The 21538-nt window shown below is 54.9% G+C and carries 17 protein-coding genes; 8 read left to right on the top strand and 9 right to left on the bottom strand.

Translation table 11 applies throughout. From position 1 onward, the window contains the following. Positions 1-3: 3 nt before the first annotated feature. Together chrA and MKFW12EY_RS14270 are read right to left on the bottom strand one after the other, a co-directional pair. Positions 4-1356, bottom strand: a complete 1353-nt coding sequence (gene chrA, locus MKFW12EY_RS14275) for a chromate efflux transporter (protein WP_221053234.1) — start codon at positions 1354-1356, stop codon at positions 4-6. After that, positions 1349-2299: a chromate resistance protein ChrB domain-containing protein gene (locus MKFW12EY_RS14270; protein ID WP_221053233.1), complete on the bottom strand. Its 951-nt coding sequence runs from the start codon at positions 2297-2299 to the stop codon at positions 1349-1351. Before MKFW12EY_RS14270 ends, chrA begins: the two co-directional genes overlap by 8 nt. A 255-nt stretch (positions 2300-2554) precedes the next feature. On the opposite strand from MKFW12EY_RS14270, the gene MKFW12EY_RS14265 reads away from it, so the two are divergent. The 5 genes from MKFW12EY_RS14265 (at position 2555) to MKFW12EY_RS14245 (ending at position 12720) form a co-directional block, all read left to right on the top strand. Continuing rightward, positions 2555-3028: a (2Fe-2S)-binding protein gene (locus MKFW12EY_RS14265; RefSeq protein WP_054761917.1), complete on the top strand. Its 474-nt coding sequence runs from the start codon at positions 2555-2557 to the stop codon at positions 3026-3028. Further along, complete coding sequence (locus tag MKFW12EY_RS14260; RefSeq protein ID WP_221053232.1) at positions 3025-5277, top strand: xanthine dehydrogenase family protein molybdopterin-binding subunit; 2253 nt, start codon at positions 3025-3027, stop codon at positions 5275-5277. Before MKFW12EY_RS14265 ends, MKFW12EY_RS14260 begins: the two co-directional genes overlap by 4 nt. A 1-nt stretch (position 5278) precedes the next feature. Beyond that, positions 5279-6367 (top strand): XdhC family protein, encoded by a 1089-nt coding sequence (locus MKFW12EY_RS14255; protein WP_221053231.1) that lies wholly within the window; start codon positions 5279-5281, stop codon positions 6365-6367. A 414-nt stretch (positions 6368-6781) separates the two neighbouring features. Next, positions 6782-8416: a SulP family inorganic anion transporter gene (locus MKFW12EY_RS14250; protein WP_221053230.1), complete on the top strand. Its 1635-nt coding sequence runs from the start codon at positions 6782-6784 to the stop codon at positions 8414-8416. Between the two features lie 359 nt (positions 8417-8775). Then, positions 8776-12720, top strand: a complete 3945-nt coding sequence (locus MKFW12EY_RS14245) for an NACHT domain-containing protein (protein WP_221053229.1) — start codon at positions 8776-8778, stop codon at positions 12718-12720. Positions 12721-13212: 492 nt separating this feature from the next. Here MKFW12EY_RS14245 and MKFW12EY_RS14240 read toward each other — a convergent pair whose 3' ends face one another. Genes MKFW12EY_RS14240 through MKFW12EY_RS14210 form a run of 7 tightly spaced genes read right to left on the bottom strand, consistent with a single transcriptional unit; the run spans position 13213 to position 18027 of the window. Further along, entirely contained in the window at positions 13213-13761 is a 549-nt protein-coding gene (locus MKFW12EY_RS14240; RefSeq protein WP_054761897.1) for a cytochrome c, read from the bottom strand. 21 nt (positions 13762-13782) lie between these two features. After that, positions 13783-14256 (bottom strand): DUF6644 family protein, encoded by a 474-nt coding sequence (locus MKFW12EY_RS14235; RefSeq protein ID WP_054761893.1) that lies wholly within the window; start codon positions 14254-14256, stop codon positions 13783-13785. Positions 14257-14272: 16 nt separating this feature from the next. Next, the gene (locus tag MKFW12EY_RS14230) at positions 14273-14770 is read right to left on the bottom strand and encodes a DUF6644 family protein (RefSeq protein ID WP_054761889.1); all 498 of its coding nucleotides are present in this window, start codon (positions 14768-14770) and stop codon (positions 14273-14275) included. A 46-nt stretch (positions 14771-14816) separates the two neighbouring features. Continuing rightward, positions 14817-15629: a hypothetical protein gene (locus MKFW12EY_RS14225; RefSeq protein WP_221053228.1), complete on the bottom strand. Its 813-nt coding sequence runs from the start codon at positions 15627-15629 to the stop codon at positions 14817-14819. A gap of 54 nt (positions 15630-15683) precedes the next feature. Next, entirely contained in the window at positions 15684-16742 is a 1059-nt protein-coding gene (locus MKFW12EY_RS14220; protein ID WP_221053227.1) for a hypothetical protein, read from the bottom strand. A gap of 24 nt (positions 16743-16766) precedes the next feature. After that, positions 16767-17567, bottom strand: a complete 801-nt coding sequence (locus MKFW12EY_RS14215; protein WP_231914875.1) for a hypothetical protein — start codon at positions 17565-17567, stop codon at positions 16767-16769. Between the two features lie 34 nt (positions 17568-17601). Continuing rightward, positions 17602-18027: a DUF6152 family protein gene (locus tag MKFW12EY_RS14210; RefSeq protein ID WP_197495999.1), complete on the bottom strand. Its 426-nt coding sequence runs from the start codon at positions 18025-18027 to the stop codon at positions 17602-17604. 12 nt (positions 18028-18039) lie between these two features. On the opposite strand from MKFW12EY_RS14210, the gene MKFW12EY_RS14205 reads away from it, so the two are divergent. From MKFW12EY_RS14205 to MKFW12EY_RS14195, 3 genes are all read left to right on the top strand, one after another. Beyond that, entirely contained in the window at positions 18040-18348 is a 309-nt protein-coding gene (locus tag MKFW12EY_RS14205; protein WP_221053226.1) for a hypothetical protein, read from the top strand. Positions 18349-18724: 376 nt separating this feature from the next. Beyond that, the gene (locus MKFW12EY_RS14200; RefSeq protein WP_221053225.1) at positions 18725-20860 is read left to right on the top strand and encodes a protein-disulfide reductase DsbD family protein; all 2136 of its coding nucleotides are present in this window, start codon (positions 18725-18727) and stop codon (positions 20858-20860) included. A gap of 19 nt (positions 20861-20879) precedes the next feature. After that, positions 20880-21497 carry a redoxin domain-containing protein gene (locus tag MKFW12EY_RS14195; RefSeq protein ID WP_221053224.1) on the top strand — a complete coding sequence of 206 codons (618 nt, stop codon included), beginning with the start codon at positions 20880-20882 and terminating at the stop codon, positions 21495-21497. Positions 21498-21538 lie beyond the last annotated feature (41 nt).

The raw sequence follows: 21538 nt of genomic DNA, 5'->3' as shown, positions 1-21538 counted from the left end.
CCTTTAGTTGAACCAGGGTTGTAAAAACAGCCACAGCCAGCCGCTCAACGCGGAGCCGGCGATGACCGGAATAATGCCGATCTTGCAGCGAAACAGCGCCAGTAGCACCGCCAGGCTCAGCACGGCGGAAAATAAATCGAACTGCCCGTCCCAGCCTTGCGGCCAGAACACGTGATAAGCAAAAAACGCGGCCAGATTGACGATGACGCCGACCACGGCGGCGGTGACGCCGGTTAGCGGCGCGGTGAATTTCAAATTGCCGTGAGTGGTTTCCACCAACGGCCCGCCGGCCAGGATGAATAGAAAGCTGGGCAGGTAGGTAAAGTAAGTCACGACGATGGCAGCCACGCTGCCGGCCAGAAAAGGCGAATCCGCACCAAACCAGGCCTGGCCCCAGCCGGCGACGAAGCCGACGAAGGTGTTGACCATGATTAGTGGGCCGGGCGTGGTCTCGCCCAAAGCCAATGAGTCGATCATTTGCTGCGGCGTCAGCCAGTGGTAATGCTCGACCGCACCCTGGTACACGTAGGGCAACACCGCATAGGCGCCGCCGAAAGTCAGCCAGGCGGCCTTGGTAAAAAACCAACCCATCTGCGTCAAGCCGCCTTGCCAGCCGTATTCGGCGCACAGCCAGCCGAGTGCGCCGGCCCATAACGCTAAACCAACCGCCAGCAAACGATAGAATTTTCCCCAACTGAAGCGCGCATGTTCCGGCGTTGGCGTATCGTCGTCGATCACGGCCGGGCCGAAATGGGCCTTGGTGTTGCCGTGGCCGCCGCCGACCGTGAAATACTGTGGCGCCCATTGGCCGCCGGCGGCGCCGATCAGGCCAGCGGCAATAACAATCAACGGAAACGGCACCCGCAACGCAAAAATCGCCAGAAACGCCGCCGCGGCCATCGCCCATAGCCAGCGATTTCTCAACGCCCGCGAACCGATCCGGTAAGCGGCGAACAACACAATGGCGGTGACGGCCGGTTTGATGCCGTACAACAAGCCGGCCACGCTGGGCAGATCGCCGAAGCGCATATACACCCAACCCAAACCGATTAGTATCAACAGCGCCGGTAGAAAAAACAGGCTGCCGGCGATCAACGCCCCCGGCGTTTTGTGCAGCAGCCAGCCGATGTAAGTCGCCAGTTGCTGAGCTTCCGGGCCAGGCAACACCATGCAATAGTTCAAGGCGTGCAAATAGCGTTTTTCGCTGATCCAGCGCCGGCGCTCGACCAGCTCCTGATGCATGATCGCAATCTGGCCGGCCGGGCCGCCGAAACTGATAAAGCCCAGTTTTAACCAGAATTTGCTGGCTTCGGCCAGGCTGGGTACGGTAGGTGAGGGGAGTTTGTTGTCAGTCATCGGCGGATACCGTTGCGTGGGGAGCTTGAAATACCGTATACAGGCCGTCGAATACCGCCGTCGCCAGATTCAACAAGCGGTCGTCATCGGTCACGCTGTCCCGCAGACCCTTCAACACGCTTTCGACGCCACTGGCTTCCGCCGGCTGCACGCCGCCGACGTCCAGAAAATGCACCAACGTCGCCAGCCGCTTCAAGGCCGCTTGTTCCAGGCCAAAGCTGGCCAGCAATACCTCGAACGTCACCCAATCGCCGACATGGCTGAAGCGGGCGCCGTCGAAATCAAAACCCAAGGCCTCGTCCGGGCAGGCGGCCGGGCTTTCCAGCCAGAGAAAGGTCGCTTGCGGATCGATAAAGCGCCGAATCAGCCAAGCGCATGCCAACCGATCCACCCACGGCCGGCGCCGGGTGGCCCAAGTCTTGGCTTGGTAATCGGCCGCCGGCAAGCGGGCGATTTCGCTGTCGGCGGGGAGCGGTTCGTCCGGTGCCAACGCCACGGCAATCGCGCGTTCCAGTTGTTTCAAGGTACCGTCGGTTTGTTGTTGGGCCAAGCCGGGGAAAAAATCGATGGCCGCCAATTGCGCGTAGTCCTTGCGCAGCTTGCGAGTTTGCTTGAGGCAGTCGCCGACGCTGTCGGTGTTTAGTTGCTGGCGAATCGCAATGGCCGCTTCGATCAGCTTGGCATAATCGCTGCTGCGGTCGAAGTAGCCTTTCAGATCGACGTGTTCGGCGTCGGCGATTGCCAACACCAAGGCTTTACCGCCGGCGGCATTGACATCGGCGGCGATGCCGTCCAAGGTTTGCCGGCAATCGGCAAGCTCCGGCAGCAGGTAAACGCCGTCGCGCAACACCGCCGCACCGGCGCTTTTCAGGCCGCGCCAAGCGCGCATGCGCAACGTGGCGTTTTCTGTGGGCAGGCTGAGGATCAGTAAATTCCAGGTCATGTAAATTACTCTACATATTTGTTTTGAGATTTACAAATATTAATTTCAACCAACGCTGCCGGATAGTTTCGAGTGCTGACAGGGCGCCAGTAAATCAACAGTATTTGTTGCGTTATCAGCAATTGCCGGAGAGAAAGACCCGGAAATCCAGCCTGATTCGCCGGCTCTAAGCGGTATGGATTCTGCTTTACTCAGCGGAGCGGTCGAGGCAAGGGCACAGGCTATAAAACACAAACCATGGAGTACACCGGCAACATGAGCCAATACACACTTTCTATCAATGGCGCGGCGCGAACGCTGGATGCCGCCCCGGAAACCCCGTTGTTGTGGGTGTTGCGCGACCAATTGCAACTGGTCGGCAGCAAATTCGGTTGCGGCATCGGCCAGTGCGGGGCCTGCACCGTGCATCTGGACGGCGTGCCAACTCGCGCCTGCATTACGCCGGTCGGCGAAGTGGGACGGCGGCAGGTGACGACCATCGAAGGTTTGAGCAAAAACGGCGACCATCCTTTGCAAAAAGCCTGGCAGGAACTGGATGTGCCGCAATGCGGCTATTGCCAGGCCGGGCAGATCATGACGGCTGCTGCGCTGTTGAAAAAGTCGCCCAAACCCAGCGATGCGGAAATCGATGCGGCGCTGGACGGCAATCTATGCCGTTGCGGTACTTATTTACGTATCCGCGCCGGCATTCATCGCGCGGCCGAACTGGCAGCAGAGGGGGCGGTATGACAGTCGATACTCCGATCAATCCGGCTCGCCGCGATTTCTTGAAAACCTCGGCGTTAGCCGGCGGCGGCTTGGTGTTGGGCTTTTATTTCGATGCTGCCAGCGGTGCCGGCAAGGGCGTTGCCAAGCCCGGCGCTCAGGCTGGCGGCAACGAGTTTCGCCCCAACGCCTTCATTCGCATCGCGCCGGACGGCAAAGTCACGCTGATTAGCAAGCAGCCGGAAATCGGCCAGGGCATCAAAACGTCGTTGCCGATGGTCATCGCCGAAGAACTGGAAGTGGACTGGCGGGATGTGGTCATTGTCCAGGGCGATCTCGATCCGATTTACGGCAGCCAAAGTGCCGGCGGCTCGCGCTCGGCGCCGACCAATTACGAGGAGTTTCACAAACTCGGTGCTACTGCCAGGACTATGTTGATTCAGGCCGCGGCGTTGACCTGGAAACTGCCGGCCGACGAATTGGTCGCCCGTGGCAGCGCCGTGCACCATCTAGCCAGCGGTAAACAGTTGTCTTACGGCAAATTGGCGCCGATTGCGGCCAAATTGCCGGTGCCGCCGGCCGACCAAATCAAACTGAAGGATCCGCAAGAATTTCGTTTGCTGGGCAGACGCATCGGCGGCGTCGACAATCCGGCCGTCGTCACCGGCAAGCCTTTGTTCGGTATCGACGTGCAACTGCCCGGTTTGCTGTACGCCACTTACGTCAAGTCGCCGGCTTTTGCTGGCAAGGTGGTTAGCGCCAATCTCGACGACATCAAAAAATTGCCGGGCGTGCGCGACGCTTTTGTTATCGACGGCACCGCCAATCTGAAAGGACTGTTGCCGGGCGTGGCGATTGTCGCCGACTCGACCTGGGCGGCGTTCAGTGCCCGCAAGCAGTTAAAAGTGGAGTGGGACGCAGGCAAAGTCGCCGAGCAAAGTTGGCAGGGTTTCGCCAAGCAGGCCAAGGCGCTGTTTAAACAGCCGGCCGGCGAAGTTTTGCGCAACGATGGCGATGTCGAAACCGCACTGGCCAAGGCGGCTCAAACGGTGGAGACGACCTACCGCTACCCGTTTATATCCCACGCCAGCATCGAACCGCAAAACGCCACGGCCTGGGTCAAAGACGGCGGCATCGAAATTTGGGCGCCGACGCAAAATCCGGAAGCCGGCCAGAAAATCGTCACCGAAGTGTTGGGAATTCCCAAGGACAAAATCACGCTGCACATCACCCGTAGCGGCGGCGGCTTCGGTCGGCGCTTGATTCCGGATTACATCATCGAAGCAGCGGCCATCGCGCAGCGCGTAAAAGGCCCGGTCAAACTGACCTGGACCCGCGAGGATGACCTGCAACACGACCAATATCGGGCCGGCGGCTTTCATTTTCTGCGCGGCGGCCTCGATGAGGCTGGCAAGCTCATTGCCTGGCACAACCATTTCGTCACCTTTTCGCATCCGGTGTTCAAGGACGGCAAACCGGTAATTGAGCTTGGCGCCGGGGCCAATTTGTCCGGCGACGAGTTTCCTGGTCGCTGGGTGCCCAATTGCCGGATCGAACATACCGCGTTGGAATGCGGCATCCCGATGGGGCCGTGGCGGGCGCCACGCAGCAATGTACTAGCCTGGGTGTTTCATAGTTTTATCGACGAATTGGCGCATGCCGTCGGCAAGGACCCGTTGGCATTTCGTTTGGAACTGCTCGGCGACAAGGGCTTTCTGCCAGGCACCGGCGAGCAGGGCATCCCATACGACGTGAACCGGATGAAGCATGTGCTGCACCACGTCGCCGAAAAAGCCGAGTGGGGCAAGAAACATTTTCCGCGCGGCCAGGGGCAGGGCATTGCCTTCCATTTCAGCCATCGCGGTTACATCGCTCAGGTGGCCGAAGTCACGGTTTCCAAAGACGGTAAATTGAAAGTCGACCGCGTGGTGGTATCGACCGACATCGGCGCGCAGATTGTCAATTTGAGCGGCGCGGAAAATCAGGTCCAGGGCTCGGTGGTGGACGGCTTGGGTGCATTGTTGTTCCAGGAACTGGATATCGACAAAGGTCGGATCGTGCAAAGCAATTTCGGCGATTACCCGATGATCCGCATCGGCGATGCACCAACCAAGATCGAGGTACATTTCCTGAAGACCGATTTTCCGGTCACCGGCCTCGGCGAACCGGCCTTGCCGCCGTTGGCGCCGGCGGTGTGCAACGCCATCTTCGCCGCCACCGGTATTCGAGTGCGCGAATTGCCGTTGCGCAAAACCGATTTGAGTTGGAGTTGAGATGTCCCGCCACCATCGCCTGTTAGCCGCCTATCCCAGCTTGATGCAAAGCCGGCGACCGCTGGTGATGGCGACCATTATCGAAACCATCGGTTCCAACTACCAAAAGGCCGGGGCGCGGATGCTGATCGGGCAGAACGGCGAGTTGACAGGTTTGCTGGGCGGCGGTTGTTTCGAGCGCGACTTAATCGAACATGCCAAAATCCTGTTCGAAACCGGCGGCACGAAAACGTTGTTTTACGACATGAGGGCCGCCGAAGACGCCTTGTGGGGGTTAGGCCTGGGTTGCAACGGCGCGGCGCGGATATTTTTGCAGACGCTGGTTGCCGACGATGGCTTTGGCGCTTTGGGCCTGCTGGTGCAGGCCGCCGAGGCCGAGCAAACCGCCACGTTGGCAACCGTCGTCGAATCCGACCATCCCGACTTTCCGGCCGGCCTCAGCCGGCTTCTGCCGTTTGCCGGAGGACTATCGGCTTGGCCATTGACCCACCCGCTATTACCGCAGCGCGCCGGTCTGGAAAATCAGCAAATTGCCGGCCACAGCGTCGCGGTATTCTACGAGCCCGTGCGGACGCCGACCCATTTATTGGTGTTGGGCGCCGGCGACGATGCGATCCCGCTGTTGGCTGGCGCCAAGGCCCTGGGTTGGCGAGTAACCGTTGCCGACCGGCGTCCGGCATATCTGGAAGGCGGACGTTTTGCCGGCGCGGATTGCGTGTGCACGCTGCAGGCGGCTAATTTGGCCGAACGGTTGCAACTGCATCGCTTCAGTGCCTGCGTGGTGATGAGCCATAACATCGAACACGATCAACGTTATTTAGCGGCCTTGGCCGAGTCGGAGATACCGTATGTCGGCCTGCTAGGCCCGGCGCGGCGCCGGCAACGCTTGCTGGATAGTCTGCCGGAGCGGTTGGCGGCCAAATTGCAGACACGCTTGTTCGGGCCGGTGGGCTTGGACATTGGCGCGGAAACGCCGGAGGAAATAGCCTTGGCCATTGTCGCCGCGATTCAGGCCGTACTCAAAGGTCGCCGCGGCGGGCTGCTGGCCCGGCCTGACGATGTGGGGTGCGTTCGGCCGTGTAACGCCTAAACCGGTTTGGCATGGCCGGTGCCCAAGCTGTAGCGACTTGTCGAAATCGACCCTCACCCGTCTTCGCCATTCTCCAAAGCGGCCACAAGTCCAGACATCGTTTTTCGGGTTTCGCTGCTACGAAGCGGGCTTTCGTGGTTTCCGGCAGTCGGCCTATTTGAGCCATTGAGTATGCTCCGACCAATGGCATCAAACCGGCTGTATTCCGACCATGATTTGGCTTGTCTCAAAGTCCAGATGTAGATGCAGGGTACGCTCGCGAACCCATAGAGGGTCATCATGGTAGCGACTGACACAAGTTACGCGATGTGTACCCAACCAAACTGCTCGGCGGTCACGACTTGCTTCCTGCGGCAATCGCTACAACCCGGGTGCTATCATGGGCCCCCTCGATAAACATTTAAAACTATTCCAATGATTGCAATTCTTGAAGCCAGTCGCGCGGGTTTATTGTCCAGGGCGCATTGGCTGAATAACCTGTTGGCCGGCGTGATTGTCGGCGTAGTGGCACTGCCTCTGGCCATGGCCTTTGCGATAGCCTCTGGCGCCAAACCCGAGCAGGGGCTATACACGGCCATCGTGGCCGGTGGATTGACATCATTGTTTGGCGGCAGCCGCGTGCAGATCGCAGGGCCAACCGGCGCCTTTATCGTGATTCTAGCCGGCATTACCGGCAAATACGGCATCGGCGGCTTGCAAATAGCCTCCTTGATGGCCGGCATCATATTATTATTGATGGGGCTTACCAAGTTGGGCGGCGTCATCAAATATATACCCGATCCGGTCATCGTCGGCTTTACCAGCGGTATCGGGGTCATCATTTTTGTGGGGCAATGGAAAGACTTTTTTGGCTTGAGCCCCGCCGCCGGCGCCGAGCAATTTCATGAAAAATTTTGGGCGTTGGCACAGGCGTTTCCTGGGCTGCACGTTGAAACCGCCTTGCTAGGCGGCTTGACCTTGGCGGTGTTGCTGATTTCCGGCCGGATTCTGAAACGCATTCCCGCCCCGCTGGTCGCCATGTTGATTGCCACCTGCGCGCAGTGGCAATTGCAATGGGACGGCGTGGCGACGATAGGCAGCGCCTTTGGCGGCATTCCGCAGCAGTTGCCGCAATTCCAACTGCCGGCAATGTCGGTATCGGAGGTGCTGCAATTAATCGGCCCGGCTTTTACGATTGCCTTGCTGGGCGCGATTGAGTCGCTGTTGTCAGCCGTGGTCGCCGACAGCATGGCCGGCACCAAACATGACGCCAATCAGGAATTGATCGGTCAAGGGATTGCGAACATATGCTCTCCATTGTTCGGCGGCTTTGCCTCTACCGGGGCGATTGCCCGCACGGCGACCAATGTGCGCAATGGTGCCAACAGTCCACTGGCGGGGATTGTTCATACCTTGACCTTGATCGGCATCGTCATGTTACTGGCCCCTTATGCGTCGTTGATTCCGCTAAGCGCGTTGGCCGCCATTTTGTTTGTCGTAGCCTACAACATGAGTGAGTTGCACCGTTTCGGCCATATGCTCAGAACGGCGCCGAAGTCGGATGTGGCGGTGCTGCTGATTACCTTTTTGCTTACCGTGTTCAGCGATTTGGTCATCGCCGTCAATATCGGCGTGATGCTGGCGGCGCTGTTATTCATGAAACGCATGTCGGAAGCCGTGGGCATAGAGCGGCAAGCGCACGACGCCGTCATGGAAGAACTCGATGATGCGGATTTTACGCTGCCAGCCAATACCGTGGTTTTTGCCATGGAAGGGCCTTTCTTTTTTGGCGCGGCGGCAAGGTTGGAATCCGCTCTGGAAGTGATTCACGGCCATACCGAAATTCTGGTCTTGCGCCTGGAAAAAGTGCCTTTCATCGACGCAACCGGCCTGCAATCGCTATGGGATTTGCTGGATAACTGCAAACGGCACAAAACCCGACTAATCCTGTGCGGCGCAAGACCGAATGTCTTGGAAAAACTCCGCCGCGCAGGGCTGGTTGGTCAAGTCGGCAAGCCAAATGTGGTGGACCGAATACAACAGATCGCTATGGATATAATTAAAAAATAACTTCTCTGCTTGTCCCTCAACCCAGAGGAGGCTTTCGTAAAAGCTAAATCCGCTCCTTCTCTCACTGGAAAAAGTTGGGATGGCGGCATATACCGTCACCTCTTCAGATTCATCGCCGGAAAGCTGTGAATTCCGAAACCTGAAAGCGGCTATTCGTTACTGAGTCCAACCGACCCGACAGAGACAGTCGGTTGAATTTTCAAATGACCGGTAATGGATCATAAGCTGAATCTGCGTTTGTGGAAGTAGGCTGGGTTGAATGACAATGAAACCCAGCTAAAAGCCATTAAAGCTGGGTATCGTTGCGGCTCCACCCAGCCCTAGCCTCTAATCAATAATCATTAAGTGACTTTAAAGAAATGAACTTCCAAGGCTTTTCACCCGATTCATTCGAGCAATTCATTCGCGCCCTTGCCTTAAAAGTCATTGGCCCTGGTGTTACTATTTTCGGAAATGGACCCGATGGAGGGCGAGAAGCTAATTTTGAAGGGAAAGCCAGTTTTCCTTCACCACCAGAAAATATTTGGAATGGCTATGGAGTCCTACAAGCAAAATTCAAAGAAAAACCCGAAACAACCCAAAAAGACCAACAATGGGCAAAATCACAATTAGAAACCGAACTCGAAAAATGGGTTGTAAACCATAAGCGTGAGCCAAAACCGGATTACTTCATTTTCTGTACCAATGTTGAACTCAGTTCCGCCACTAACGGCGGTAAAGACATCATAAATCAAGTATTTAAAGACTATAAAGACAAAATAGGCTTAAAAGATTTTGCCATCTGGGATGCCAATCAACTGACGGGCTATGTTGATGGTTACGCGGAAATTCGGCAACGGTTTGAATGCTTTTTCACCCCTGGTGATTTATTGGCAGCCATCGCCAAAAAATTATCCAAAGCCGTTAATCCTGATTCTGTTTTAACTGCCTATTTGTGTAAAGAAATATTGGCGGATGAAGACGCTAAGCTGAGCCAAGCCGGTGATCGCTCCGAAGACAGAATTAGATTAGCCAATGTATTCGTCGATTTACCAGTTGCCGATAAGCTAAATTTTGAACCGGAAGAACAACATCATTTTAACCGAAGTCGCCACAGTTCGTTACAAGAGCTTCTTCAAGCCTCAGGTTTTAAACTCGATCCATTGGCGTTAGAAGAGTATCGAAAAGCATTAAATAACCAGAGACTCAGAGTAAAGCGGGTTTATGGGCGCTTTGTATTCTTAGGCGGCCCAGGCTCCGGTAAATCCACCATAGGGCAATTTCTCGCTCAAATCCATCGTGCTGCGTTGTTGGATAGGCGCGAACCTCGTCGTGTAGAGAATAAAGTCAAAAATATCATCAAAGAAATCAAAGCCCGTTGCGAACAAGAACAAGTGTCTTGGCCTACTACGCCACGTTATCCGTTCCGTATCGAGCTAAATGCTTTTGCCAAAGCCCTCGCAAAAAAGGAAGTCAACACATTATCCGCCTATTTACGTCGTCACTTAAGCCAAGATGAAGAACTTTCTCATCAAGACTTACGCGAATGGTTAGGTTTGTTCCCTTGGCTGCTTATCTTAGATGGTTTAGACGAAGTGCCTTCCTCAAGCAACCGCAGTGAAGTAATCGCAGCTATCCACAATTTTCTAAGTGAAGCGAGGGATGTGGAAGCCGATTTAATGATCGTGGCAAGTTCCCGCCCTGATGGTTATGCGGGCGAATTTGATGACGATGAAGTGGCTTATAAATACTTACAGCCCTTATCCAAAGAACAAGCATTGGTTTGTGCCCAACGCTATGTCGATGCCAAAACTGCTACCAAAGGCCACCAACGGGCTAAAGAAGCGATGGCAACATTGACCAGTGCTGTTGACAATCCATTGATTGCCAAACTGATGTGTTCGCCATTGCAAGTCACTTTTATGGTAACCGTCGTAGCCGCCAGCGGCAAACCCAGCGATAGCCGCTGGCAGCTTTTCAGTGATTATTATCGGATTATTTATGAACGCGAATTACATAAGGCTGTGCCGCCGTTTGATGTTGCCTTAAGCGAACGTCGTTCTGACATCGGTACATTACATCATCGGGTGGGTTTTATTTTGCAATGCCGTGCCGAATCCTCAGGGGAAACCCAAGCAGATATTTCAATTGCAGAATTTGAAAGGCTGGTCATCGACTGTTTAGAAGAAAACGGCTTATCCCAATCGGAACTGGAAAACCAAAAAGAACTGATTATAGGAGCAGCAAATCAGCGTTTAGTTTTTCTGACCAGCCGGACACCAGACCGATTGAGTTTTGATGTGCGCTCACTACAAGAATACATGGCGGCGGCGTGTTTAACCAATAATGCCGATTCAGATGTCATCATTCAGCGTTTGAATACGATTGCCCATTCAGCTTACTGGCGAAACACTCTGCTTTTTGCAATCGGTCGCTTTTTCGTTGATGAACATCTGCGTAGTCAACGCGATAAAATCAGGCTATTTTGCGAAGATTTGAATTTTGGCGATGATGAACAAGCACAAACAAAATTAGGCTCCTATCTGGCATTGGAAATTTTAGAAAGCGGTATCATCGGCAATATGCCGCTAATCATTCGCAGCTTAACAGCGTGTACGTTAGAGCTGCTTGCCCAACCAATCGCCGAATCAATCAATTTACAAAGCCGAATTAGAAATATTTATTCCACATCTGTGCAAAATGTATTTCAATCTCAAATTGATATTTGGCTGGGCCAACAAAATATGAATCGTGCTTTGCCGGCATGGATGCTGGTTCTGTATCTTGAGAAATCTTATATTGAGTGGGCAACGTCAGTTATATGCAAGTATTGGCCACAAAAAGCAAGTGAGGCTGCAATATTATTGTCAACTTGGTTCGGTTTGGATAACCCTTTGGATAAGTTTACCTCAAATCGATTAGAGAAATTGCTTCCAAATCTATCCTTCAAAGAATGCCATAATAGTCTTTTCAATAGCCCAAATGATTGTAGCTTGATTTGGTTGCCGACATTAATACATTGGTGGAATAAGCTTAATCGAATAGAGGCTAAATTATTTGTAAATTCTATTGAATCAGAAATTACAATTAAATTAATTTCAATTTCACAGCAACATGAATATATTGAACTTCAAACAATTAAGTCTTTAGACTTGGAAATCTCATTACATCCCGACTGGAAGTTACTAATAAATATAATCGATTTTTATATAGAGCCCACAGTCAACAATCTCACCGATGCCCTTGAATATATCGCCGATGCTAGTGAGCCGGAAATTTGGTCTTTCTTAGCAAGAAAGTCGCCTTGGCCACTAGCAGTACATTTGTTGAGAGCAACAACAAAAGCAGAGTTAATGACCTTTGCCCAACAAATACGAACAGGCATGTTCGGAGACGCAGAGCAGTGGCTTATATTAGAAACGAAATGGAAAAACAATGGCATTAGTTTTGAAGAATTAATAAATCCATTATTTAGTAGCGAAGTGACTTTAGTTCAGGGAATAATAGAAACTAAAGTTGGCGGCGGAGAAAATGGAATCATTTCCCTACCTGCTTTAAATCATATGGCTAAATATCTAGCAGATATAACTTGCAATGATATAAGAAAAGAAATTCTTAGGATAATCGGGTTTTATGGGGCCTGTAAAGGAAAGCTAAATAGTCTTGATCCTAATTTATTAAAGTCAAATATCATATCATCCAAAAAGCAATGGTTTGATCGAGACTTTATAATCAAGTTAGAAAAACTTAACTCTGAACTATTAAGTGAGTTTATCGAATTTTACGATTGTTTCGGGAAATTACCGACATTATGCTTTACAAATCAGAATTGGAAAATTGAAAGCGTCCCTCTCGAACAAATCTTAAATGCTTTTGCCGAGGATTCAAAAAAACTGGGCTTGTTACGGTTAGCAGGATTTTGGTGTGCGGCTGGTAGGCAAGCGGCAATTAACCCAGCCGTTTTGTTCCCACTAGAAAAATTCCAAGAACCCAAATATCGGCTTGCGGCAATGTTAGTGCGAATGTCGCAACAAGATTTATTGTTTAGCGAAGCAGAGCAAATGGTTGGGCAATTCGCATTTGTCACAGGCGAAAATGGCGAGCCACAAGCTTTTGAAATTTTAGTGTCCGCACTCGAACACCACGCAAAAGAAACGATTGCCTTAGAAATTGTATTAAAGAAATTGCTTGAGATTATCCCAGAAGATAAATGGCAACTCCGCGCCAGAGCCGAAACGTTGAGGCAAACTCTTTTGGAAGCAAAACCCAGTGGCTTTGATGAGGCGAAACTTAAAATGATGAACTTACCGTTAATCAGTTTTTAACATTTTCATCGTTCTCACGCTCCGCTGCGGAAATGCATCCAAGGCCATAAGATGCCCAGTTCGCGGTTGTTGCGCCTCGCATGGCTCGGCACAACCTATAAGTGGTCGAACCTTTTTGGGATTACGGCTGGCGGCTGTAGATATATCAGCAGACCTTCGTCAGAAAAACCATCTGTCTGCTTTTGACCGGGTTGAGCCGAAGAAGGCACGAGATTGCTTGCCAAAAAGCTGCCATTCGCTGCAAATAGGGATTAAAAATTTCACCGACATCATCTTCGACCGGTATTGGCCGGTCGGCATCGCTTGCGGGTTTCGATCAATTGCGGGCTGTTTTGCGATTGGAATAGGTGGCCGGTTTCATCGGAATATGCAAACACAGCCGTTGCGCACGAAATGAGAGCCGTCGAACGGCTTCCGCTGTCTGGCGAATGGGTTCCTGAAAACTCCGGCAACTATCGTATTTCCTTAAACCGGTGATCTCAGCCCGATTGGTTATTTCGGCCGCTTATCGCCCGGATACCAGAACTGGCTGTGGCATTGTTCGCAGGCCTGTTCGACTACGCCGCCGGCGCGCTCCAGTTCGTCGGCATTTTGCTGATCGATTGCCGCCAACAATTGCTGGCTGGCGTCTTGCAGGGCGACCGCGCGTTGTTGAAATTGCTCGCGGTTGGCCTGAATCAGGTTATGAATTGCCAACGCTGATAACTCAGCACCGCCGCTGGCCGTGTTGATGCTGCCCTTGGCTACCGGGCGATCGATCAGCAGCAGATTGGCCGCCTCGGCGACAACCAGCGCATGCTGGCGTACCGCTTCCCAGTCTTCCGGTTTGGTGGGCCGGCGTTCCTGCTCGCCCTCGGTGCTGGTGATCGACGCCACCGAGTTCCAGACAAAATCGATGTTGGGATCGATCACCGCCAGCATCAGTTCTTGCAGGCTGGCGACCGGCTTAAACGCGAGTTCCGCGGGCTTGGCGGCTGGTGGTTGTTCGCAGGCAGCCAGTGCCGATAAAGCCATTGCGGCCAGGGGACGGTGCAATTTCACGCATTAACTCCGTGCTAAAAATTAAAAAAAGCCGATGAAGCGGCCGGCGAAAGCCACCGACAACCACAGGCTCAGGCTTATTGCGCCGGTCGTGCGGGCAATCAGCGGCGACGGCGTTTCGTTACGCGTGACCCAGCGGAACGCGGTTAAATGGGTGGCAAGGGCCAATGCCAGCAATACGGCCTTGTACCAAAAGAAATCGTTGGGGTAGTAGCTGGTGGCGGCGGGGATGAAAATCAGCAAGCCCGAGCCAACCAACAAGGCCAAACCGGTCCAGACAAAGCCGGCGGTAGCCTTGCTCAAGGCGGCTACCGATTGTTGTTTCAAACCGATGCCGAACAGGCGCAGGCTGACCAAGGCAATCGAGGCCAGCAGCAGAATCATGCCGACGATGTGCGCCAACTCCAGACCGGCGCAGAACAAATGGTTCTGGCCGCCGATAAAGCGGCCGAATTCGCTGGATTGCAAAGCTTTAAAAGTTTCCAAAGCGGACATAACAGTTCCTCGCCGGTTATTGGTAGCTCAGATAGGGAATCAGCCGGCCGGTGACGACGGCCAGGCTCCATAACGCCAGCGATGCCCAGCCGGCCCGGCGGACGCCGCTTGGCAATATCGTATGCTCGCTCCAATCCCCGATCCGGCGCCCCCAGCGGTACTCGAACCAGGTGGCGTTAACACCGGCCAGGGCGATGAAGCCCAGTTTGTAAAAAAACACCGGCAGGACGATGACCTTGACCGCAGTGGCAATGAACAACACGACGCCAGTCACTAGCGTTAGGGCAAAGCCGCCGAATAGCCAGGGCCTTAAAGGTTGCAGAATGCTGTGAACCGGGACTTTCGGTAGAAACCAGCCCAAAAGGCGCAAGTCGACAAAGAAAATCAGACCGACCGAGAAGGCCAGGCCAATCAAATGCAGGCCTTCGATAATCGGAAACACCAGCACCGATTCGCGTAAGCCGGTGCCGAATTCGGGGTCGTAAAGAGTTTGAGCAAAGTCGAGTAAAGCCATGTTGGTCAAAAGGCAGGTTATTTGAGGGTTGGGATTAATAACTTTATCAAGGGTGCAGCAGCGCTGGCTTGCGCGCCAGTCGGCGCAGGCAAATCCCCGCTCCAGACAGAAACGCCAGCCAGGCTCCCGGCAAGGGTACGGCGCTGATGGTCACAGTGTTGTTCGCCTGTATCGCCAACCGCGCCTGATTCCGATAAATCAAACCCTGATTGGGGTCGCTCAAGTCGCCGGTAATGGCAATGTTCCAGTTGCCCGCCGCAATGGCCCGAAAATGTAAAACTGCCAGCGAGAGTAACGAACCCGCTTCATTAGACCCCAAACCCGGAGAGGCTATGCCGGCAGCGGTCAAATTAACCCCGTCTTGGGCGGAGATGTCGGTGAATAAGGAACTGGCACTGCTTCCGAGGAACTGTGCCGAACCCGTACCGCCGGTCAAGGCATTAAAGCCAAAACCTACTATCAATTCGTCGGTATTGGCGTCAGCCAGCGGCGCAAATGCTGCCACTTCAATATCGAAGTAGTCCCCTATTCGGGTGATGCCTGATGTCCAATGTATTGCCCAAAATTTGGTTTCGCCAGGCAAAGGTAATGCCGCTGTCTGGATTGTGCCGGAATTGAGAGGAGTTTGACCCGCTTGAATTTCTATCCTGCCACTAGGCGAAAGTTGAATGTTGCCTGCTGCAATCAACGGCGGTTTTGTAATTGCCAGATTTACTGAAGTTTGACCGGCCTGGATATCTAAATTACCCCCAGGGTGAATTTGGATATTGTCAGGAGTGCTCAGCGTACTAGCCAAGTTAGCGTCTGACCAAAATACAAACGCTAGTAACAGGCCGTGACGCCATGTCGTGTTTTTCACAAGTAATCCTTAGTCAGAAAATTTAAGCATCCGTTTTATTGGTTTTGTGGTGTGTTACTTCTTGGCGCTTTCTTCGGCAACCAAGCCGAAACCGCCATTGTTCTCGGCGCAGACCCGTTCGTAATGGTCCAGAATCGGCTCCTTCAGCGTGTCCTTGCCGAGATAATTGGCCGGCTCCACTTCAAAATGCCAGCCATTCGGCTGGTCCTTGGCCGACCAACGCCGGGCCGGAACCGTCACGGTAAACGGCCGGGTGTACACCGTCGGATCGGTCAGGGTGGCTTGGTAAATGTAGCGATCACGTTCCTCGTTACTGAAAATGTAACGTTCCTCGATATGGCCGTTTTCGCTGATGAACTCCCCGGAGCGGCCGAACAAGGCCTTGCCGTTCTGGTTGGTCACATCCACCACCAGGGTGTTGCCTTCCCAATGGCCGCGCGAATCGCCGTTCCAGAGTTTGATGTTGTCCGGCAAATGCGGCTTACCGTCCAGATGGATGATGCGGGTGCCGGAGTTGAACTGGAACAGTACGTAGCCCGGATATTGGCTGATCTGGTAGCCGTGCCAATACAGCGATTTGGGAATACCGGCCGGCGCGCACCGCGCCAGCGGTTCTATGTATTGAGGCTGCACCGGGTCGTGAAAATGGGCTTGAAAGTCCTTAACCTTGGCCAGCGCCCAAGGCTGAAACGGCACCTGGCCGTCGGCCGGATCGCTGACCCGGCTCGGTGCGCGTTCCTCGCGCGGGCCCTTGGCGACCCGATTCGGGTTGGGGTCGTTAATGATGCCGCCTTGCGGGTCGGTAAAATTGTTGTGATTGGCGATGGTGTTGGACCAGTGGCCTTGCACGGCCGGTTGGCCGTCAGCCAGGCGTGGGCCGGTCCATTTGCCGGAGCTAATCGGTTTAAAGCTGCGTTCCTGGTCGATGCCTGGGCCGCCCAGTTTCAATGGTCGGGGTTGGCGCGGGGCGGCGGCCGGCGCCGCGCCGGTCGGTTGGGCCGCGGCATTCTCGGTCGGCTTGGCGTCCTCAGCCGTGGCAGCGTGCGTGGTAAGCAAAGATAAAACCACCAGGCCGGCGCGGCCAAGTGGGCGGTTGGGTAAGCTGTATTTCATATCATCCTCATGGCGGGGCTGCTATCACTTGCCGTCGGGTTTGGGCGGGTAGTGCTCGTCGTAATCCAGCGTGAACCGGTAGTCTTCGATCAATTGAAAATTCTTTTCCCGGTGCCGGTACAACATCACCGATAAATCCCAGGGCTTGCTGAAGACGTTGGGGTCTTCGATATGGGCTTTATATTCGATGGTATTCGGGTCCAGAAACGTCCAGGTTTCGACGACATGCAAGGCATCGCTATGAAAATTGCCGGCGCGGTCGAACCAGGTCTTATCGTTGAAATGTTTGACATCGACCACCAGGCTGTCGCCTTCCCAATGCGCGCGTGAGTCGCCCAACCACCAGTCGTACGGGTCTTTCGGGTGGCCGGTGCCGTCGGTGTGGATCGTGCGCACCGAATGGCCGAATTGGTGGACCAGCGTCAAATCCTGTTTACGCTGAAAGATCTGGAACGGTTCGGGGTAATAAATGCCGCGCGGCACGCCCAGCGTATAGCCTTTCAGGGCCGGATCGAGTTTGTCGCGCTCGGCGAAATTCTTTTGTTTTTGCTCCAGCGCCTTCGGTAGATAAGGCAGATAAAAGCCTTCTACCACGCCGGCGCTGGGCGGGGCGTCCTTGCGGTTGCTGTGCGGCTCCAGGTCGTAATCGGCGGCGCTAGTGGTTTGCCAGATACCGGAAAAATCCGGTTTGCCATTGGCGAGGCGCGGAATTTTCTGCGTCGCCGCGTTGACGTTATGGGCGGCCAGCGCCAGCAGTAAAACGCTGCTGGCAAGTAACAGAACGGTTTGCGGCAGCGTCGGCCGTTGCGTGGGTTTGGTCTTCAAGAAAGAACTCCTTTGCTTTCGAGTTAGGTTTTGGTTACTGCGCCGGGTTTTCTTGGGCGCCCGGTGCATCCTGCGCGCCGCCGGTTTTGACCGCGCGGCCGTCCGACAATATCGTCGTCACCGCATAGCCGAAGTTTTTGCCGTTTTTGGCGCGGAAGCCTTGTACCGTGACTTCGCTGCCAATCGGCAGGCTGGCTTTGGTGATGCCTTTTTGCTTCAAACTGAACGGCGCGCCGAACTCGAAGCCCCAATTGGCCGGATTGCCGTCGGGTTGTTTGACGTCCAGATACAGCCAGCTGTGCGGATTGACCAGTTCCAATTTAGTGACGACGCCTTTCAGCTCGATAGGCTGTTCGGCATCGAACTCGGCGGAAAACGCATGGTGGGCGTCGACCGGTTTGGTAACCAGAAAGGTCAGGCCGGCGGCAAACAAAATGGGTAACAGATCTTTTTTGTTCATCTCGGATTCTCGTTGTTGCGCATCTCAGTCGCTCTGAAATTAAAAAAAGGTTTAGGCCTGCAACGCAAAAAACGGGCCCGATTGCTTGCTTGGCTTTCAGAAACGGTTTCGATCAACGGAAAACGCGGCTTGCGGAAAATTGACGCGATGACATTGCGCCACTGCCGCTTGGCCAATGATTGCTGCTTCAGCAACAGCGGAGCTGCATTAGCTGTTGCTGGGCAAACTATTGGACGGGTATTCGATGCCTTTGCGGTTTTACCGCATCCGATCAAGGCAAGCGGCAGCCGGCACGCCATGTGGTTAACGGGGCTGGCTTAGGCCTGGCAGACAGCAGCCGAACATCTGGCCGCTAATTTGCATGATACTCGCGGTTCAATACGCAACCGGCGCTTTCCGTGTCGGTTAGTCAAGGCCTGGCAGCCAGAATTTGCCGCAATTTTTCGGCGCCTTCGTTGTCAGACCAATGCTTGTAGCTAAGGCGCTGACGGCTGGCTGCGCGGTGGGCCGCAGGAATCGTTGGCTGGCAACATCTGAATTTTTAAGTCCTTACCGAACGCGATTCCGATTTGGCGCGTTCGAGTGAGCAGTAAGAAGCGGATGTCGCCAATCTGCCGCTGCGCAGTTCGGTTTGCGCGCGGCGAAAAAACAATCCGGTTATGGAGATATTTCAGTGAATTTGTTGCCAGGCAATCGCATGTCTGTAACCCGCTATTTACCGATTTTGGTGGCGATACTGTGCGGACCAACCCCGGCCAGTGCCGAACCCAGTACCGAGGCGGCGACCGAGCAGGTCAAAGTGCAATTGGTTGCATCGGCTGCGGCGGTGCACCCCGGCGATCAAATCTGGATCGGCGTCCATCAGCAAATCATCCCGCACTGGCATACCTACTGGCTAAACCCCGGCGATTCCGGGTTGACGACCAAAATTCAATACCAACTGCCGGCCGGCTCGAGCGTGGGCGAAATCACGTGGCCGACGCCGAGCAAGATTGTATTGGGGCCGGTGGTGAATTACGGCTACGAAGAGGCGGTGACATTATTGTCGCCGTTGCAGGTAGCCGCCGATGCGCCGGTAGGCGGGGAATTGCCGATTAGCGCCAAGGTAAAGTGGCTGGTTTGCGCCGAAATTTGTATTCCGCAACAGGCTGAGTTGGCGCTGCGTTTGCCGGTCGTCGCAGCCGGGGCGGCGGTTGGCCCCGGTAGCACGTTGGTTGAACTTGCCAAGGCCAGTTGGCCGACGGCATCTCCCTGGCACGCAGAAGTGGTGGCTGCGGCGGATGATACGGTTAAGTTACGTCTGAGCGGCGCCGATCTGGCCGCTTTGCGCGAGCAGCCGCTGTGGTTTTACCCGGAGCAATGGGGGCCCATCGCCCATGGTTTCCAGCAACAGGCTACGGTGCAAGACGATGCGGTGGAGATTTTGCTGAAAGCTGGCGATCAGCCCTTGGCGGCTGGGGAAACGTTACGCGGCGTCGTCGCGGTCGGTGCCAACGGTAAGGCAAGCGGCTATCAAGTCAGCGCGGTTTGGCCGGCCATAACCACGGCCAAACCGCTCGCCGAGGCCGAGGCCCAGCCGGGACTTATTCAGCCCCGCAGCGAATTGACTTTGGCCTGGGCCGCGCTATTGGCGCTGGCCGGCGGCCTGATCCTGAATTTGATGCCCTGCGTATTTCCGGTGTTGTCGTTGAAAGCGTTGGCCTTATTCGAACAGGCCAAACACCAGCCAGGCCAGACCCGCCGCCACGGCTGGGCTTATGCGGCCGGCGTGTTGGCCAGCTTTGCCGGCCTGGCCGGTTTGATGATTGCGCTGAAAGCCGGCGGCGCCGTTATCGGCTGGGGCTTTCAATTCCAATCGCCGCTGTTCGTATTGATCGTGGCCTACCTGCTGTTCGCCGTTGGCTTGAGCCTGTCCGGCGTGTTTACGTTCGGTTCGCGGATTGCCGGTATCGGCTCCGGTCTGGCCGCGCGCGGTGGCTATCAGGGCAGTTTTTTTACCGGGGTGTTGGCGGCCGTAGTGGCCACACCGTGTACCGCGCCGTTCATGGGTGCCGCCATCGGCTTTGCCGTGACTCAGCCGGCCGTCGCGATGCTGGCGGTGTTTTTGAGTCTGGGTGCCGGTCTGGCCTTGCCGTATTGGCTGCTATGCCACTGGCCGGCCTGGCAACGCCGCTTGCCCAAGCCTGGAGCATGGATGGAAACCTTGAAACAGGGGTTGGCTTTTCCAATGTACGCGACGACCGCCTGGCTGATCTGGGTGTTGGCCCGCCAAGCCGGGCCGGATGCCGTGGCCGCCGCCTTGCTGGGTTTGGTGTTGATCGGTTTGGCGGCCTGGCTTTATCAAATTAGCCGACCTGCCGCCGATTTCGCGCGGCATCTGGCGTTTAGTGTTGCGACCTTGGCGCTAACGGTGGCCTTGGCCGGCGGCACCATCGTCGTCGGCGCTTCGGGAAGTACCGCAACTCGGCAGGCTGGTTCGGAATCCAAAGCATTCGAAGTCTACAGCGCTGAACGGTTGAGCCGGTTGCGTGCTGAGGGTACGCCGGTGTTCGTCAATTTCACCGCCGACTGGTGCATCACCTGTCTGGTCAACGAAAAAGTGGCGCTCGCTAACCGGCAAGTGCTCGATAGCTTTCGCGAGCGCGGCGTCGTCTATCTGAAAGGCGATTGGACCAACCGCGATCCGGCGATTGCCGAGGTTTTGGCCCAACACGGCCGGAGCGGCGTGCCGCTGTACCTGTATTTTGCGCCCGGTGCCCAGCAGGCGGCGGTATTGCCGCAGTTGCTGACGCCGGATCTTGTCATCGGTGCTGTCAAAGGTGCCAGTTTGTAACTGATCCAGAGGAGTGTTTATGTTATCGCAACGTTTGTTTGGCGTTTTTGCCCTGAGTTTTACCTTGTTGGCGCCATTGGCGGTCCGTGCCGAACCGGTGGTCGGTCAGCCGGCCCCCGCTTTTACCGCTACCGCCGCCGAAGGTGGCGCCCTAAGCCTGGCCGATTTGCGCGGCAAAACCGTGATTCTGGAATGGACCAATCACGAATGTCCGTTTGTGCAAAAGCACTACGAATCCGGCAACATTCCCAAATTGCAAAAGCAGGCGGCTAGCCAGGGCATCGTCTGGCTGCAAGTGATTTCGTCAGGTACTGGCAAGCAAGGTTTTGTCGACGCCGCGACCGCGAAAAAATTGAACCAGGAGCGGGGGGCAACGCCGGCCAATACCATTCTCGACGCGAACGGCTCCATCGGTAAGCTCTACGGTGCCACCAACACGCCGCAACTGTTTATCATCGATCCGAAAGGGCTTTTGTTGTACAAGGGCGGTATCGACAGCATCGCTTCGGCGGACAAGGATGACATCGCCGGTGCCGAAAACTACATCGATTCAGCCTTGAAAGAGCTGGCGGCCGGCAAGCCAATCAGCAAGACGGTAACCAAACCCTATGGATGCACCGTCAAATACGCAAGCTAAGGCAAGTTCCGGGAGGAGGCCAAACGGCTGCCTCCCACCCT

This window comes from Methylomonas koyamae (genome assembly GCF_019669905.1).
In the GTDB taxonomy this organism is placed as follows: Bacteria; Pseudomonadota; Gammaproteobacteria; order Methylococcales; family Methylomonadaceae; genus Methylomonas; species Methylomonas koyamae.
This window is presented reverse-complemented; position numbering and strand designations above follow the sequence as displayed.

Bases quoted from the DNA above. Each gene is read 5' to 3' on its own strand.
- chrA (WP_221053234.1), bottom strand. From the start codon at position 1,356: ATGACTGACAACAAACTCCCCTCACCTACCGTACCCAGCCTGGCCGAA.
- MKFW12EY_RS14270 (WP_221053233.1), bottom strand. From the start codon at position 2,299: ATGACCTGGAATTTACTGATCCTCAGCCTGCCCACAGAAAACGCCACG.
- MKFW12EY_RS14265 (WP_054761917.1), top strand. From the start codon at position 2,555: ATGAGCCAATACACACTTTCTATCAATGGCGCGGCGCGAACGCTGGAT.
- MKFW12EY_RS14260 (WP_221053232.1), top strand. From the start codon at position 3,025: ATGACAGTCGATACTCCGATCAATCCGGCTCGCCGCGATTTCTTGAAA.
- MKFW12EY_RS14255 (WP_221053231.1), top strand. From the start codon at position 5,279: ATGTCCCGCCACCATCGCCTGTTAGCCGCCTATCCCAGCTTGATGCAA.
- MKFW12EY_RS14250 (WP_221053230.1), top strand. From the start codon at position 6,782: ATGATTGCAATTCTTGAAGCCAGTCGCGCGGGTTTATTGTCCAGGGCG.
- MKFW12EY_RS14245 (WP_221053229.1), top strand. From the start codon at position 8,776: ATGAACTTCCAAGGCTTTTCACCCGATTCATTCGAGCAATTCATTCGC.
- MKFW12EY_RS14235 (WP_054761893.1), bottom strand. From the start codon at position 14,256: ATGTCCGCTTTGGAAACTTTTAAAGCTTTGCAATCCAGCGAATTCGGC.
- MKFW12EY_RS14230 (WP_054761889.1), bottom strand. From the start codon at position 14,770: ATGGCTTTACTCGACTTTGCTCAAACTCTTTACGACCCCGAATTCGGC.
- MKFW12EY_RS14220 (WP_221053227.1), bottom strand. From the start codon at position 16,742: ATGAAATACAGCTTACCCAACCGCCCACTTGGCCGCGCCGGCCTGGTG.
- MKFW12EY_RS14210 (WP_197495999.1), bottom strand. From the start codon at position 18,027: ATGAACAAAAAAGATCTGTTACCCATTTTGTTTGCCGCCGGCCTGACC.
- MKFW12EY_RS14200 (WP_221053225.1), top strand. From the start codon at position 18,725: ATGTCTGTAACCCGCTATTTACCGATTTTGGTGGCGATACTGTGCGGA.
- MKFW12EY_RS14195 (WP_221053224.1), top strand. From the start codon at position 20,880: ATGTTATCGCAACGTTTGTTTGGCGTTTTTGCCCTGAGTTTTACCTTG.